This is a genomic window from Anoxynatronum buryatiense, from assembly GCF_900182905.1.
GTDB classification, from domain to species: Bacteria; Bacillota; Clostridia; order Peptostreptococcales; family Tindalliaceae; genus Anoxynatronum; species Anoxynatronum buryatiense.
Window position 1 is genome coordinate 73,707 of the sequence record NZ_FXUF01000010.1, and the last position, 15,507, is coordinate 89,213.

The 15,507-nt window shown below is 48.0% G+C and carries 13 protein-coding genes; 9 read left to right on the forward strand and 4 right to left on the reverse strand.

The window, feature by feature from the left end:
* Positions 1–138 precede the first annotated feature (138 nt).
* Positions 139–726 (forward strand): HD domain-containing protein, encoded by a 588-nt coding sequence (locus tag QOL74_RS12630; RefSeq protein WP_283409850.1) that lies wholly within the window; start codon positions 139–141, stop codon positions 724–726.
* A gap of 156 nt (positions 727–882) precedes the next feature.
* Complete coding sequence (locus QOL74_RS12635) at positions 883–1,629, forward strand: peptidyl-prolyl cis-trans isomerase (protein ID WP_283409851.1); 747 nt, start codon at positions 883–885, stop codon at positions 1,627–1,629.
* Between the two features lie 225 nt (positions 1,630–1,854).
* Here the strand turns inward: QOL74_RS12635 and QOL74_RS12640 are convergent, their stop codons facing one another.
* The 4 genes from QOL74_RS12640 to QOL74_RS12655 all read right to left on the reverse strand — a co-directional run bounded on the left by QOL74_RS12640 (position 1,855) and on the right by QOL74_RS12655 (position 7,374).
* Complete coding sequence (locus tag QOL74_RS12640; protein ID WP_283409852.1) at positions 1,855–3,528, reverse strand: FAD-binding oxidoreductase; 1,674 nt, start codon at positions 3,526–3,528, stop codon at positions 1,855–1,857.
* A 14-nt stretch (positions 3,529–3,542) separates the two neighbouring features.
* Positions 3,543–4,817 (reverse strand): (Fe-S)-binding protein, encoded by a 1,275-nt coding sequence (locus tag QOL74_RS12645; RefSeq protein WP_283409853.1) that lies wholly within the window; start codon positions 4,815–4,817, stop codon positions 3,543–3,545.
* 17 nt (positions 4,818–4,834) lie between these two features.
* Positions 4,835–6,304 carry an FAD-binding oxidoreductase gene (locus QOL74_RS12650; protein WP_283409854.1) on the reverse strand — a complete coding sequence of 490 codons (1,470 nt, stop codon included), beginning with the start codon at positions 6,302–6,304 and terminating at the stop codon, positions 4,835–4,837.
* A gap of 344 nt (positions 6,305–6,648) precedes the next feature.
* Positions 6,649–7,374 (reverse strand): TetR/AcrR family transcriptional regulator, encoded by a 726-nt coding sequence (locus QOL74_RS12655; protein WP_283409855.1) that lies wholly within the window; start codon positions 7,372–7,374, stop codon positions 6,649–6,651.
* Positions 7,375–7,810: 436 nt separating this feature from the next.
* On the opposite strand from QOL74_RS12655, the gene QOL74_RS12660 reads away from it, so the two are divergent.
* From QOL74_RS12660 to QOL74_RS12690, 7 genes are all read left to right on the forward strand, one after another.
* On the forward strand, positions 7,811–8,911 hold the full coding sequence (locus QOL74_RS12660) for a TRAP transporter substrate-binding protein (RefSeq protein WP_283409856.1): 1,101 nt from the start codon (positions 7,811–7,813) through the stop codon (positions 8,909–8,911).
* Positions 8,912–9,015: 104 nt separating this feature from the next.
* A complete protein-coding gene (locus QOL74_RS12665) occupies positions 9,016–9,519 on the forward strand; it encodes a TRAP transporter small permease (RefSeq protein ID WP_283409857.1) in 504 nt (167 codons plus the stop codon).
* Positions 9,512–10,807 (forward strand): TRAP transporter large permease, encoded by a 1,296-nt coding sequence (locus QOL74_RS12670; protein WP_283409858.1) that lies wholly within the window; start codon positions 9,512–9,514, stop codon positions 10,805–10,807. Before QOL74_RS12665 ends, QOL74_RS12670 begins: the two co-directional genes overlap by 8 nt.
* 69 nt (positions 10,808–10,876) lie before the next feature.
* Positions 10,877–11,728, forward strand: a complete 852-nt coding sequence (locus QOL74_RS12675; RefSeq protein WP_283409859.1) for a methyl-accepting chemotaxis protein — start codon at positions 10,877–10,879, stop codon at positions 11,726–11,728.
* A 252-nt stretch (positions 11,729–11,980) separates the two neighbouring features.
* Complete coding sequence (locus QOL74_RS12680) at positions 11,981–13,390, forward strand: sensor histidine kinase (RefSeq protein ID WP_283409860.1); 1,410 nt, start codon at positions 11,981–11,983, stop codon at positions 13,388–13,390.
* Positions 13,383–14,030, forward strand: coding sequence for a response regulator transcription factor (locus QOL74_RS12685; protein ID WP_283409861.1), 648 nt, complete (start codon positions 13,383–13,385; stop codon positions 14,028–14,030). Before QOL74_RS12680 ends, QOL74_RS12685 begins: the two co-directional genes overlap by 8 nt.
* Before the next feature lie 304 nt (positions 14,031–14,334).
* Complete coding sequence (locus QOL74_RS12690) at positions 14,335–15,444, forward strand: hypothetical protein (RefSeq protein WP_283409862.1); 1,110 nt, start codon at positions 14,335–14,337, stop codon at positions 15,442–15,444.
* The last annotated feature ends 63 nt before the right edge of the window (positions 15,445–15,507 follow it).

Consider the following 15,507-nt stretch of genomic DNA (forward strand, 5'->3'; position numbering starts at 1 on the left):
TTGCACCCCGCAGGATCTCCCCCCATTTTTTGAATTTTTACAAGGTTCACTGTCATTTCATGCACCGTTCTTCCCCCTCTTCTGATGAATCGGCTTTCTGAATCATCGGATGAAACCGACGCCGAGGAGGCTTCTAAGATGAAATGCCTGGACGATTTTATAACAGATGACATCCGCCAGCGAATGGAACACCGTTTTTTCCTCAGAGACTCAATGAGTCATGAGCAACGGGTGATTCGCTATGCCAGCATGATTTTCACCGTCCTCAGTCAGCCTTATGATCTTGGAAATAAGAAGTGCAGTCTGTTATACCATGCTGCCTTACTCCATGATATCGGGTATGAAATCAGCCCGCGTAAGCATGATGCCCATACACGCCACATCATTTTAAAGGACTCCTTTTTTGACTTTTGGCCACAACCGGAACGCACCATGCTGGCTCTAATTGCAGGCGGCCACCGAAAAAAACTGGGGCCGGAACTGGAAACACTGACACCTTCCAATCAACACACCGTTAAGCAGCTGGCGGCTATTTTGCGCATTGCCGATGCCATCGACTATCCCCGCGATGAAAGACTGGCGGTGTGTGAAACGACCTTGCTGCAACACCATTTGAATCTGACCATCCATTCGTCCGTTATTGACCAGGTGGCGGCACGGGTTGCTAAAAAGGCAGCACTTTTTGAAGCGGTTTTTCAGATTTCTGTTGTGATATCAAAAGCGTGACCAGCCTTCTCACATCACCTTCTTATAATGTCTTCTTTATTAAGAAGATCATCCTAAAAAAGATCATCCTAATTCTTTGTTCTTGCCTCACTCTCGTTGGACAAAGACTGCTGTTTCTGTTATGATGAGGCCACAAACCTTTAAAGGAGCGATTTGATGAGTCAACATGACGTATTGGCAGTAGTGGAAGGCCGGGAAATCACCCAGGGAGATCTTGAAATGGTGATTCGCAGTCTGGACCCCCGTCAGGCTGCTCAGTTTCAGACGGAGGACGGCAAGAAAAGACTATTGCAGGAACTGGTGCATCAGGAAATGATCCTCTTGGATGCCATGGAGCAAAAAATGGAAGATAACCTGGATTATCAGCGTTCTCTAAAAAAGATGAAAGATAATTTTCTGAAGCAGTATGCCATGAACGCCATGTTCCAGCAGGCAACTGTGAACGAAGAAGAGATTTCTGCTTATTATGAAGCCCATCCCGAGCAGTTTCAAGAGCCTGAACAGACTCAGGCCAGTCATATTCTGGTGGATTCAGAAGAAAAAGCCGCCGAAATTAAAAAAGCCCTGGATGAAGGTGCTTCTTTTGCCGAGCAGGCACAGGCCCATTCTTCATGCCCTTCCAATGAAAAGGGCGGCGATCTGGGTTTCTTCCCCAAGGGCCGCATGGTACCCGAGTTCGAAGCCGCTGCCAACGAACTGGCCATTGGCGAAACCAGCGAACCGGTGAAAACCCAGTTTGGCTACCATGTGATTCGGGTGATGGACCGTAAAGAAGGCAGTTCCCGTCAGCTGGACGAAGTGAAGCAGCAACTGGAGCAACACCTGTTATCCCAGAAGCAGCAGGCCGTCTATCAGGAAACCGTGGAAAAACTGACTTCAAAGTATCAATTTGAAATTCGATAAACCTTTTGAATTTGATTGTCTTTAAGCCCAACCAACCTCACACCCTGTAAGCCAGAATGCGTGAAGCCCCGGCAGCAAGTCACATGCCGGGGCTTCAGTTTGTTTAATGCCGGAATCAGTTTCCTGCATTAATTTTTCTGACAAGCGAACGAGAGCCCCCGGTATGCCAGAAGCCCTCGTTCTTGGAGGTGCGACAACGCTCTATGGCGCGATCGGTGATGCCTGTTAGTCTTGTTCTTTCAGTTTTTCAGGTGTCAGTGTTCGATAGTAGCTGCCTGTGAGTTTGTTGGGATTAAACGCTTCCCGTACTTTGTACTGATACGCAGTAACATGTGGCTGAGGCAGGTTAATGTACATTTCATCATGTTGTTCCTGGGTGTAATTGTATCCATCGGGTCTGCGGGCATCCTCGTTCCAGCGACAGAAGTCAACACCCAATCCTTTTGAGGTCATCCACTCTTGTGTTGCATCGGCAAACAGTTTGGTGTTTTTGATGGATTCTTTGTCATAGGCATCAAACTGGGTGAAAAATTCCCATCCGGTGGCGCCGCCGCCGCCCATGACAGAAATACTTCCCATATCAGAGTCTCCGCCCACTGCAGCAATGCAATCAGACTCCAGCTCCCACTTGCGCTTCAGTGCAGAAGCCTCTTCCATCAGCGAGCTGCTGACAAACACGTTGCCCGTTAGTCCGAAAGTACCTTCATAGGCACCGCACAAGGTGTAGTTCAAATTCTTATGCCCCAGCCGAAGCAGGTACATGAGATTCCATGCGGCAATATCCGGTTCCTGCATGAATTCAGATTTCCATCCGCCGGTCTCTTCAAGGATGGTATCCACCGCTTTTTCCTTAAAGGCCATATCCCGCTTACTCATTCCCGCCAAAATCACCTGAACGTCAATTTTCATATCTTCGTTCTGTTTTTTGGTTACCGGGTCTTCCATGAGCGCCGGCAGGTCACACAGCTGCTTGTTCTTATCATTCAGAATCTTAATCATCGCCACTTTCAGGTTTCTGCCAAACTTGTTGTACTGCCGGTGACCCAAGAACAAAATATCCGGGTTTTCGTGGAAAAGGTTCACCGCATTGGCATAGGCGCCCCAATCAGGGAAGCACAATGTATATCCTTTGAAGTTATCTGGCAACACTGCCCGATAAGCCGGTGCATCGCCCACTGAAGGTATATGGTCTGGCCCAGGCCACGGATGCAGCCGAATAGCCACTTTTGTACAGACGCCCATGGTGCCGGTGGTGCCAACGACGCCACGCAGAATTCCCCGGGTACTGGGGCCAGGCCCCTCTCCGCAAAACCAGCCGCTGCCTGCGCCAACGGATCCCGTGCGAAGGGTTTCTCCGCTGGGAAGCACCCACTCAGCTCCCAGCATGTTTTCAGTGGCACAGCCCATGAAGATGGAAGTCGGGCCAAAACCAGCCCAACCGGCAGTACTGGCAAGCGGCGAACTGCTGCAGCCAACACCGGGAATATTAAGGGTTAACCCTCTTTTCATTGCTTCAGCTTGCACAGTTGCTCCAATGGCGTAGGGTTCCACAACAGCTGTCATGTTTTTAGCATCAATTTCGATTTCCCGCATGCGTCGCATATCCAACTGAATGGCACAATCTGAACCGATGTATCCCATTGTTGCCCAAAACGTGGAGGAAGCCTTAAACTCAATTTTGTACTTGTTACACAGTTTGACAATTTGCTGCACTTCTTCAGTGCTGCCTGGCAGGATGACTGCCTGCGGCAACGGTGTTTTTTGATCATAGGGCCCGAAGTGAGCTGATGACTGGGCTGGAATACACCGATAGGTTTCACGTATTCCAAGGTCTTCAGAGATGTTTCTGCTTCCGACGATTGATTCAAACGCTCGATAAATTTCTCGCGCTAATGCCATGATATTCCCTCCTTTCAAATTGCCTGCAGCACAAGATCAATCAGGTGAACAACCTGAATCGTGTTACCATCTTCATCCTTCGCATTCATAAAGCTTTCTTCACACCAGGGACAGGCTGTAACCATTGCCTCTGCTCCTGTTGCGTTGGCTTCTGTGATCCGTTCATTGGCTGTCCATGATGCAAATTCGGGGTTGGTCTGGCTGCAACCACCGCCGGCACCGCAGCACCATGTATATTCCCGAATTCGTTCCATTTCCACCAATTCAACACCAGGAATGCTTTGCAGAATTCGTCGGGGGGCATCATAAATACCATCGGCTCCATTGTAGCGGGGGCGTCTGGGTTCCCAGGTGTGCACCTGATTCAATATTTTCTTTTCTTTGCCTTCCCAGGGAACATAGGCTTCACCCAATCGGCCCAGATGACAGGGATCATGGTAGGTGACAGTCATTGGAACTCTGTTTTTCATGACCAGCTTTTCATCCTGAATCAGTTCATCCAGATACTCCACCAGATGCATCACTTTAATGTCCAGACCCAGTTTGGCGTACTGGCGCTTGAACGCATGGTAGCAGTCTGAGCACGGTGTGACAATCACGCTGACACCACTCTTTGTAAAAACTTCCATGTTTGCCTTCGCCTGCTGCTCATAATCATTTTCAAAGCCCATTTGCAGCGCCCGGCCGGCACAGCACATGTCTGCACTGCCGAAGATACCCACATCAGCACCGGCGTTAATGAGCAATTTGAGTGCATTTGCGGCAACCGGCTTCAATTTTTCATTGTAGCTGTATTTACAGCCCGGGTAGAAAGCAACTTCTCCCTTTTCTTTCATCAGGTCTTTCACGTCAATACCACTGGCCCAGTGCAAACGATTGCTTCTTAATTCACCGGGAAGCATGGTTTTTTCCTGTTGCAGGCTGTCCATGATGGGTTTCTGCTCTGGAAGCGCATACCCTTCTTCCACCGCTTTGGCTTTCAGCGCCAGGTTGTGATCCAGCGGTTCCAGATTGTAACGGGTGATTTTACAGGTTGAATCACATGAACCGCAAGCTGTACAGTTGTGAATCGCTTCCACCACATCAGGTGAAAATTCGCAATCACCGTCCAATAGCGTCTGTGCCAGTTGAAAACGACCTCGAGCTGAATGCGTGTTGAAGTTATAGTAGCTTATACTTGGGCAGTTTTCGCTGAACCGCTGACTTTTTATCTTGTCAAAAGGAATCCACTTGCAGCCAGAACAGTTGCTGCAACGTTCCATCATTGCTCTGTAATCTTCCAATGCCATGGTTTTCGCCTCCTTTGTCAAATAGTCAATTTTCCGGGATTCATGATCCCCTCGGGATCAAAAATGCGTTTCAGCTCCTGGATTGTTTTGTAAGACTGGGCATCCCGGTTCAGTTGAAGATACGCCCATGGTCCATAAGGCCGCGCAAAGAATCCGCCCATTCCCACCATGGTTTCACTGGCCTTTTGGAACAGCCGCTTCACCTTTGCCGTTTCCTTTGGATTATTCGAATCATAGGGAAGAATGAACTCCAAATGACAGGAAGTTCCCATATGCTGAGGCTGCACATACACACCCATTTCATTGGCTGGATAACCTGCTTCTGCTGCCAGTGCCTTCATTGTTTCCACAAAGCCAGGCGCCTTGTCCTGAGTGGTCACAAAGAAGATCTCCTGATAAGCACCTTTTGCCCGCGCTTTCCATCCTGTTTCGTCGGACGAACCCGTTACCGCTGCCAATGCCTGCTCACCTGTAATGCCTGCAAGACCCGGCACCATTTTCAGTGCAAATTGCTGGGCAATCTCTTTTATGTCTTGCTCCTGGGTTTCAACACGCAGTTCTGGCAGCAAATCTCTGCCGGCGATACCCACAAGAGCTATCCATGGCGGCAGCTGCTCACGAAGCTTGGCAATCTCTTCCGGTGTTTCACCCATTAACCCTGCCAAGGCCGCTCCGTTCAACACAAACAGTTCGTCACTAAAACGCAGGCGAACCACTCGACGCACAAAATCTTCCAGTTCAGACAGCTGCTGGGCCGGCACAAAATACATGCGGTGGATTTGAGGAAGTACTTCCAGCTTCACTGATGCCCAGGTGACAATTCCCATGGTTCCCTGCGCTGACGTCAGCATGCGGTAGAAGTCAAACATCATGGGACCGGTACTGGCGACTTGCCATCTTTCTTTCTCCCACTGCTTCTCCAGGTCTCTGACGCCGCCACCGGCTTCACCGGTATACATTCTGACCCCGTCACCCCAGATTACTTCCATACAGCGCAGCGGATCTGAGTAGCTCCACTGATGAACGGCATTGATTCTTGGTTCAACCTCCAGCACGCTGGTGAGCACAGACTTTCCTGCACGGGGAGCCAGGGAAGTGCTCAACGCCAACCCTTTTTCAGCCAATGCTGCCTGAAGCTCTCCGTATGTGACCCCCGGCTCAATGACAGCCATGCGGTGCTGACGGTTGATACTGTGTATTTTTTTCAAGTTGCTTACATCCACAATCACTGCTTCAGGCGCACCCGGCACTGTGTCGCCCCGGGTATGTGGCCCCTGGGAACTGACCGGCACCAACGGTATGCGTGCTTTGTTCGCCCATTTGACCAGCGCCTCCACTTGATCTGCGTCTTTCGGCTTGACGACGCACCAAGGTTTCATTTCTTTTACAAAACTCTGGTCCTTGGCATAGCCCAGCAGAATTTCAGGGCTGTCAAGCAGATTCTCTCCGCCAACAATGTTGCTTAACGACGCTTTGACATTGTCCACTTTTCTACCTCCTTTTGGATCTGTTGTCACTTCATCTGTTAAATGAATTTGGTTGAATCTGTTCACTGAATATATTCAGTATATAAGCTGGTTTGTAAATTTGTCAATATATAATTTCAAATTTTTGCTTCATTTCGTTTTTTCTGTCTTTTAACCATCCCTGTTGCCTTTCTATTTTGCGCATACAAAAAAAGAGCGTCATGCGCTCTTAATAAAGTCGAAGATAATGCAATTATCGAGGTGCCCGATGAGTTATTCGAGAAACTGTCTGACAAGAAAATGACTGCTGGGGCGAAGATCAAGTGAATCAAGAGAGTTAAGTGAATCAATAAGTGTCGATACGCTTACTGCTTGTCCTTGACCAGAACTACTTGTAACAGCTTTTTCATGTAGGCCTCTATTCTGACCTCCAAATCAAAAACGCCGTCATGCAGGCACCAATCAAACACCACACCTCTGGCAGCAATCATGCAAAAATCTGCAAGCTCTTCCGCCGTCATGGTTTCAATAATCTGACCAGACATTTGACCTTCCCAGATAACTCTAATCAACATTTTCGGCATGTACCGGTCTTTTGCAATAAACAATTTGTTTTTCGAACTGTAAAGCTGACAGGCATTGTCCAGCCCTCTGTCTTTTGTGTATTTAGCGTAATGACGAAAAAAAATGAGCAATTGATGATATGTATCCGGGCCGTTTTCAACGAGTTCTTTTTCCACCACCTCCAGAAAGTAATCGTCAGCCTTGCGGTAAATGTCCACCAGAATATCGTCTTTTGACTTGAAGTAATTGTAAAAGGTTCCCACCGAAACGCCTGCTTTTTTACTTATTTCTTCAATCGAGGTGTTATTGAGTCCTTTGATTTCCATCAGTTCGAGAGCGGTTTTATAGACGCGGTTTCTGGTATGATTTGCCTGGATCTGCCTTTTGGTCAATCGCTGCTTCGTCTCCACATTCCCTTCTCCTTTTGCAAAATGCCCATATTTCAGCTTGTTGAGAATTCTGTTTAGCTGATTATACAATTGCACTCCGATAATGTCAAACTTAATGAATGCATTCATCAAATTCATTCAGTCAAAAACCTTGCCAAACGGGCCTTGGAGCACCATGGCGAATTTTGATAATTCGTTGATTTCGCTTTGTTTGCAATATTTTTAATCTTTTTCTATTGACACCGAAGGGGTTCTCATTTTATACTGAATTTGTTCACTGAATATGTTCATCTTTACCATCTTGTCCATTTCCCACAGGAAAATCAACTCAATCCGAACTACCATCGAAACGAAAGGACCCTCGGCCACTTGATCCAGAAAGGGTGATTGTTTGTCAATATGCAACCGCCTCTCGTCTACAACTGTCTCTTGATAGCCGTCTCTTGGAAGAAAGATTTTCATGTTTAACAGTGGCAGTATGGAAATATTTTCGTCACAATCTTCACCTGATTATCCATTACCGCTTAAATGTGAAATAGGGCTGCGCCAAGAATACGTTAGGGGGAAAACGTTTATGTTGAGAAAAAAGAGTTATGTCACTATCCTTATGTTGGTTCTTTTAATCCTTTCGCTTGTGGTTGCAGGATGTGGTAACGGTGGTGCCGCCAGTAGTGGCGGAGATGGCGGGAGCAGTGAAAATGCCGGCGGCAGTGAGAGCACCGGCAGCGCAGGCGGCCAGAAAGTTGAATTGGTCATGAACCACTTTATGCCTGCTGTTCATCCAATGCATGTGAATGTGCTGGAACCATTCGCTGCTGATGTTTTCGAAAAAACAGAAGGAAGAGTCGAAATTTTTATTCATGCAGGCAATGCACTGGCTGCACCAGGTGAAACATATGATGCCATGGAGCAGGGGATTATCGATATGGCATTCACCCTGCCGGCCTACACACCAGGTCGATTCCCACTCTCCACCATTCTGGAATTTCCTTTCATGTTTTCATCATCTCTGCAGGGCAATCTGACAGCCAGGGAATTATGGCCCATTCTACAGGAGCATGACTATAAAGGCTCCAAACTGTTATGGTTCGGCGGCTCTGACTTAGGGCATCTCCTTTTATCCGGTTCTGTGGAAACCGTCGATGACATGGCAGGTCTGAGGTTAAGATCTCCAGGCCCTGTGTATAATGATGTTATTGAAGCACTGGGAGCCGTTCCAGTTACTACTCCAGTAAGTGATTTGTACGATTCCATTGACCGTGGCATTGTTGATGGCACTTTCATGGCTCCTTCAGGGCTGATTTCCTTCCGATTGTCGGAAGTTGTCACTGATGTGGTGGAGCTGGATTTATATATCACACCGTTTATCATGGCTATGAATCAAGCAAAGTGGGATTCCATTGCCCCTCAAGACCAGGCAGCTATCGAAGAACTGCTGCAAGAATTCCCGGAAATCGTTGGCAATCAATATGATTATGAGATTGAACATGCCATGGACCACGCTCACGAGGTGGGAATCAATGTGTCCACATTCTCTGACGCAGAGCTGGCAAAATTTCATGAGATCGTAGACCCGCTGGTTGAAAAATGGATCGCTGCCATGGAAGCTGCCGGTTTACCAGGGCAGGAAGCCTATGATTTGGCAGTGCAGAAGGCCAGTGAATACGAACAATAAATACGGGCAACTCAGCGATTGACTAAAGCGCTACCCATTCACCTTTCCTTCCGGAGTTATCTCCTGGAGGAAAGGTGATTCTACAATACCACGGAGGTGGTCACATGCAATCCGTCAAAAAAGCAGTTACCACTCTCACCAAAGCGGCAACGCTCATTAGTATCATTGTCATTTTTGGAACGATGATGCTTACTGTCTTTGATGTTTTGGGGAGATTTGTTTTTAACAAACCAATTGCCGGTACGTTTGAACTAACCCGCATTGGCTTAGCCATGATCGTTTTCCCTGCACTGGGAGTTGCTCAGCTTGAAAAGGAAAACATCGGAATCACCATTGTGTATGACCGCCTTGGCCTGACTGTTCGCAAAGTACTTGATGTTTTGATTGCAGTGGTAAGCCTGGGTTTGTTTTCCATCGTGTTTTGGCAGATGATCAAGCATGCCCAGCGTATACAGGCCTCCGGTCTCATTACCAGCGTATTAAGAATGCCTGTTCATCCATGGATATTAGCGGGAGCGGCAGGTGTTTTTGTTCTGGTGCTGGTGTTAATCATTGATTTTATAGAAACCATTCAGGCACTCAAGGGAGGGAATGCAGGCGATGAGTAACGAGATGATTGGCTTACTGGGAATTGTACTACTCTTTGTCCTGATCTTGATCAAAATTCCTATTGGATTTTCCATGATCATTGTGGGTGCATTGGGTTATGCGGTGCTGATGAGTCCGGCAGCCGCACTGGCCAAGTTGGGGGCAGACCTCTTTAATAATGCACACAGCTATTCCCTCAGCGTAATTCCCATGTTTACACTGATGGGTATGTTTATCGGTCAGTCAGGATTAGGCAGAGATCTGTTTCGGGCTTTTAACGCCTGGCTTGGCCATATTCGCGGCGGCTTGTCAATCGCAACAGTGGTCACCTGTGCTGCTTTTGCTGCCGTATCAGGCTCAGTGATTGCAACAACGGCAACCATTGCCACCGTTGCAGTGCCTGAAATGCGTGCAATGAAATATAAAGACAGTCTGATCGCAGGATGTGTGGCCTCGGGGAGCACCCTTGGAATTTTGATTCCACCCAGCTCTGTGCTTATTATTTACGGTGTGCTCACTGAGGAATCCATTGGCCAGCTATTGATTGCCGGTATTTTGCCTGGTCTGATGACGGCATTTCTGCTGGCTCTGACAGCCTATATTATGGTCAGAATAAACCCCTCACTTGCTCCGGGGGTTGTCAAATCAACCTTCAGTGACCGTATGAACTCCTTGAAACTTGTTTGGCCCATCCCCATGATTTTCATCATCACCATGGGCGGAATCTATCGAGGCGTCTTTACACCCACCGAAGGTGGTGCCATCGGTGCATTCATGTCGTTGATTTTCTGCCTCGTTGGCAGAAGAATAAAGTGGCAAGGCTTTACAGCCTCTCTCACTGAAACAGCAAAAGTAGTGGCCATGCTGATGATTATGCTGGTTGGCGGTGTCATGTTCGGTAACTTTTTATCCATTAGCAGAATTCCGCTGTTTTTAACCAGGCACATGAGCGATTTACCGCCATTGATCCTCATGACAACGATTTTTCTTTGCTATTTTGTTGCCGGATTTTTCATGGATGCCATGGCCATTCTTGTGATTTTCACCGGTCTATTCTATCCAATGGTTCTGGCTGCCGGTTACAATGGGATCTGGTACGGGGTTGTCACCATCCTCATGATCTTAATCGGATTCCTCACACCACCGGTCGGTGTAGTCAGTGTCATAACGGCAAGCATTTCAAAAATCAAACTGGAAACAGTGTTTAAAGGCGTGATCCCTTTCTGGATAGCTTTGATTGTTTCCACCTTTATCATTATTCTTTTCCCAGGTATTGCGACCTACCTGCCCAACTTAATGATGCGATAGTCAGATCTACGTCCTATTGATCCTCGGCTCACTATATTTGAACGTATGCTCTGTTGATGGAGGGATTAGATGAACACAGACAACGCTCAACCCAAGCCCCTTGAGTCCCAGGAAATTATCAATACGCTTTTGCATCTGGCACCCATGATTCAGCAATTATTTCCCTTCGACTGTATGTTGGCCGTTTCTGACAGAGACACCATTCTTAAAAATGTTCAGACAAGTACATTCACTGCAGACAGCGAAGGACTCAACGTTAAAAAAGGCAGTTCCATTGAAAAGGCCATGCATACCGGCAAGGTGACGAAAGCACAGGTGCCGAAGGAAGTCTACGGCGTTCCCTTTAATGCCATTTCAGTACCGGTGACCGATGAAAGTGGTCTTGTCATTGGATGCATGAGCATTGCCATCAGTCTCGAACAGCAGGAGCTCCTCAACGAGGCCTTGCAGTCTTTTTTCAGCAACTCCGCTGAAATCGTTTCCACAACTGAAGCCTTAACGGCTTCTGCCCAGGAACTATCCGGCGAAATGACGCTTCTCAATGAAATGCAGCAGGAAATGATTCGCCAGGTTGAAGAAACCGATGCCATTCTTGGAATGATTGAAAAAATTGCTTCCAGCTCCAACATGCTGGGCCTTAATGCTTCCATTGAAGCAGCCCGGGCCGGATCTCAGGGTAAAGGATTTGCCGTTGTGGCAGGGGAAATTCGAAAAATGGCGGATCAAAGCACCAGTGCCATCTCTGAAATCAAGCGGATTACAGATCTATTAAAGCAAAAGGTTGTCACCATCAGTCAGTCAACACAGCGAGTCTCTGAAATTGCCCTGAACCAGGCAGCCTCATCCGAAGAAATCAGTGTTGCGTTACAGCAGCTTTCAGACTCTGTTTCAGAAATGGAAAAAGCTGCCAAAATCATGTGATGGCTTTCTTTAATGATTGTTCCCTGTGCGGATTATCCATTGTTTTTATCAGTCAATCAGAGTGGACACCTGTCTCCCTGGAATTTTATCAGGCGACGTGTCCACTCTCTTTATTTGTTCTGTTATTCCTTGGTTTCTCCTCTAACCCACCCTTTTCACTCTTAGTCCCACCATCTCCGACCGACTTGCTATTGATCTTGACGCATTTTCGTGGTGTAATATGAATACCTCACACAGGCAGGTGATGCGCTCATGTATTCAGGCAATGCCTATATTTTTCTTTTTTTTGTTTATGGCCTGGCTTTTTTTACCATGGGAATTGCCGCCCTGCTGCAGCAAGGCACCACCCGAAGCAGCAGTTTTCCCCTGCAGCGCTCCATTGTCTACCTGGGGCTTTTCGGTGTTATCCACGGGTTCACGGAATGGATCATCATGGTACGGATCTCCGGACTGGTTCCCGGTTTTCAGCGGCATCTTTTTGCCCTGGGCACTTTTACCAATGGTATTTCTTTTGTTTTTCTGTGGGTGTTTGGCGCATGCCTGTTGCAAAACAGCAGTGAAACCATCCGCAGAAGAATGTGCCAGATTCCCTGGTTTGTTTTCGGCGGCTGGACCCTTGCGTTTGTGGCAGCCTATGCTGTTTACGGTACCTCACAGCTGCACTGGGTTTTTCTGGAAGACATTTTCAGCCGCTACTTCATCGGTTTTCCCGGTGCCGTCATCACTGTCTATGCCCTGTTCCGCAATGCCCGGGAGCTTCATGAGCTGAAACTGACAAGAGCTGCCCTGAAAATGCGGGGGTTGGCCGTTCTATTTGCCTCTTATGGCTTTTTTGCCGGTTTAATTGTGGATAATAAAGGTTTTTTTCCCAGTAATGTTCTGAATAAAGACGCCTTTCTCCACCTCACCGGTTTTCCTGTGGAGGTGGGGCGGGCGGCCAGTGCCATTGCCATCACCTTGCTCTTTGTGAACCTGATACGTCTCTTTGAGTGGGAAAACGAGAGAAATCTGAAGCGCCTGACAGAGCAGCAAACCATTTCACAACAGCGCAGTGAGATGGGCCGGGAACTGCACGATGTGATCGTCCAGCATCTCTTTGTCACAGGCCTTAAACTGGAAGAACTGATGGAACAGGAAGACAATCCCCGGCATTTGCAGGCGCTTACCGACATCAGGCAAGATCTCAACTGGTCGATGGATCAGATTCGCGCTTTCATCGGCCACGGCCCGGAGCCAGTGATTCAAATGGAAGATTTGCGCAGCGGGTTACGGGCTTTATTGCAACAATTTGAAAAGAGCTGGGGCATTCCTGTCTCTTTTGAGGATCAGGTGCCGGCCTTTACCTACGGAGCTCTCTCCAGGGAAAAAACGACCCATATTTATTACATTATTCAGGAAGCGCTCTGGAATGCTTTCAAACACTCAGAAGCCACCCGGCTGACCATCGTGATTCGTTCCACCATGTCCAGTTTCATTGCCAGTGTCAAGGATAATGGGAAAGGATTTTCGCCACAGGAGGTTCCTGCTGACAGTCATTTCGGCCTTCAGCATATGAAAGAACGGGCACAGGAAATCAACGGAGTGCTGACCATTAGCAGTCATTCCAATGGCACCACTGTTATGATCAGTGTTCCCTGGGAGGAGTCGGAAAATGATGAGTGAGAATGAAGAAAAGGTGCTGAAAATATTTCTGGTGGATGACCATGCCATTGTTCGCTCGGGGATACGTTCACTCATTGAACGGAGCGAGGGTATGACTGTCTGCGGTGAAGCCGGGACATTAAAAGAAGCTTATGCCGGTATCCCCGGGAGTTCGCCTGATATTGTTCTGCTTGACATAAAGCTGCCCGATGGGGATGGTGCTTCTGGCTGCCGTGAAATTAAAAAGCAGAATCCCCATGTGAAGGTGATGATTTTGTCAGCTTTCGCTGAGGATACCATTGTGCTGGAAGCCATTAAGTCAGGCGCAGAGGGATATCTGCTGAAAAGCGTTGACAGCAAAAGCATCATTAAAGGTCTGCGGGATGTGGCACAGGGAAACCCGGCCCTTGATCCGGTGATCATGGCAAAAGTGATGAACGCTGTGAAGGAGGGGCCTTCATCTGATGAAACACTGAGCTTGCAGGAACAGCAGATCATCGAACTGGTCAGCCAGGGAAAAACCAACCGGGAGATCAGCGAAGTGCTGTTTATTTCCGAAAAAACCGCACGCAATAATGTGAGCCGCATTTTGAAGAAGCTGAATGCCTCCAACCGAACTGAAGCTGCCATGTACTGGCAAAAACGAAAGACACTTCGGTAGTATTACCGTTGCAAGTTCCACAAACCTCTCCATGAAGCCCTGAATCTGCGGGATGCACTGCCATCCAAAAAGGTTCAGGGCTTTTTCATGTGGAGAGTACCCCTTGGGTTTAACAAAGCACCCCAGCAGTTCAGATTTCTAATCCCTGGGATGATTGTCCTTCATTTAGGGACATATGCTGGTCGAGAGGTGCACCTGGCGAAACGTTTTCATGATAGATTGAGCTTAACCCATATGGTGCCAATTGTCGCCACATGTTGTGACCATTTTAACAAACTACTTAATCTGAAAGGGAGAGATCATGATGCGCAAGAAATTACTACCATTGTCACTTGTTGTCCTCTTACTCATCACCCTGGGCCTGACCACTGCCTGTTCCCCTGCTGACACCGGAACCACCGAAGCACCGGAATCACCAGCAACAGAGCAGCCGGCAACTCCTGCACCACCGTCTCTGGCAGGCCATTATGTGGGATATTCCTGGCGGGGTGAAGCTGACGGCGGTTCTTTTGAAGAATCCGACCAGTATGTTGAAACCATTCTGGAACTGGATGATGACGGGATCATCACCGATGCCACCATGCGTTTTTTTGTACTGATGGACGGATACTGGACCACCCGCCAAAGCGGCAATGCCTATTTGAAAGCTGACTTTTCCGTTGAACCCGTTGCCGCCGTCCCAGGCGACGATTACAAACGCGGCACTTCCATGTTCACCGTTTATACTGCTGACATGATGTCTTTTTACGCCGTGGCTGCTGATGACAACGGCACTGTCATTGTGGGAATGGTGGATCCGGTCACCCGTTACCTGTACGAGTCTAAATTTGAAGCTGACTTTGATTTTTCAATGCCTGTGGGCGATGTGACCATCGGCAGCGGCTTGCTGATTCCCACTGTTCGCACCTCCAGCGGCGGTCTGATGAAGCCTGCCTCATGGGATGAGCTGGCTGACAAGAATTTCTTCAATATTGATATATGGTCTCATGTGGTGAATGATATGGGTATTCTGGCAGAAATTGATGAAAGCTCCAGTATTCAGGAATTCCTGGAAGCAATGGGAGTTGAATTTGCCGATGGTGTTCCCCAATCCAAAGACGCTTCCTATGGTTACTTCGGTTTGGGTGGTTGGGCAGGTAACTACGATGCCATTGCCCAGAATCTGATTGGTCAGGATGCCACTCAGATGACATCACTGGTTGACTGGTCAGTCTCACGATATGCGGGAGCTGTCAACGACGATAACATCTTTGGGGTGGATGTTGAATCCGGTGCCACCCGAACGGTGCAAAATTCAATTGATGGCATCTCTGGTGCAACAGTGCGCATTTCACGGGAATCCACTTCGTTCCAGCGTGCCTTGGTGGATGCCGGTATTCTCAGTGAAGATGAAGTGATCATCGGTCGCTTCTAATTTTAAAACGGCAATCCCCTTCCCCTCCCATCAATTTGTTTCAAACAAAGAAGTCTTCTGCCA

Bases quoted from the DNA above. Each gene is read 5' to 3' on its own strand.
- QOL74_RS12630 (WP_283409850.1), top strand. From the start codon at position 139: ATGAAATGCCTGGACGATTTTATAACAGATGACATCCGCCAGCGAATG.
- QOL74_RS12635 (WP_283409851.1), top strand. From the start codon at position 883: ATGAGTCAACATGACGTATTGGCAGTAGTGGAAGGCCGGGAAATCACC.
- QOL74_RS12640 (WP_283409852.1), bottom strand. From the start codon at position 3,528: ATGGCATTAGCGCGAGAAATTTATCGAGCGTTTGAATCAATCGTCGGA.
- QOL74_RS12645 (WP_283409853.1), bottom strand. From the start codon at position 4,817: ATGGCATTGGAAGATTACAGAGCAATGATGGAACGTTGCAGCAACTGT.
- QOL74_RS12655 (WP_283409855.1), bottom strand. From the start codon at position 7,374: ATGAATTTGATGAATGCATTCATTAAGTTTGACATTATCGGAGTGCAA.
- QOL74_RS12660 (WP_283409856.1), top strand. From the start codon at position 7,811: ATGTTGAGAAAAAAGAGTTATGTCACTATCCTTATGTTGGTTCTTTTA.
- QOL74_RS12665 (WP_283409857.1), top strand. From the start codon at position 9,016: ATGCAATCCGTCAAAAAAGCAGTTACCACTCTCACCAAAGCGGCAACG.
- QOL74_RS12670 (WP_283409858.1), top strand. From the start codon at position 9,512: ATGAGTAACGAGATGATTGGCTTACTGGGAATTGTACTACTCTTTGTC.
- QOL74_RS12675 (WP_283409859.1), top strand. From the start codon at position 10,877: ATGAACACAGACAACGCTCAACCCAAGCCCCTTGAGTCCCAGGAAATT.
- QOL74_RS12680 (WP_283409860.1), top strand. From the start codon at position 11,981: ATGTATTCAGGCAATGCCTATATTTTTCTTTTTTTTGTTTATGGCCTG.
- QOL74_RS12685 (WP_283409861.1), top strand. From the start codon at position 13,383: ATGAGTGAGAATGAAGAAAAGGTGCTGAAAATATTTCTGGTGGATGAC.
- QOL74_RS12690 (WP_283409862.1), top strand. From the start codon at position 14,335: ATGCGCAAGAAATTACTACCATTGTCACTTGTTGTCCTCTTACTCATC.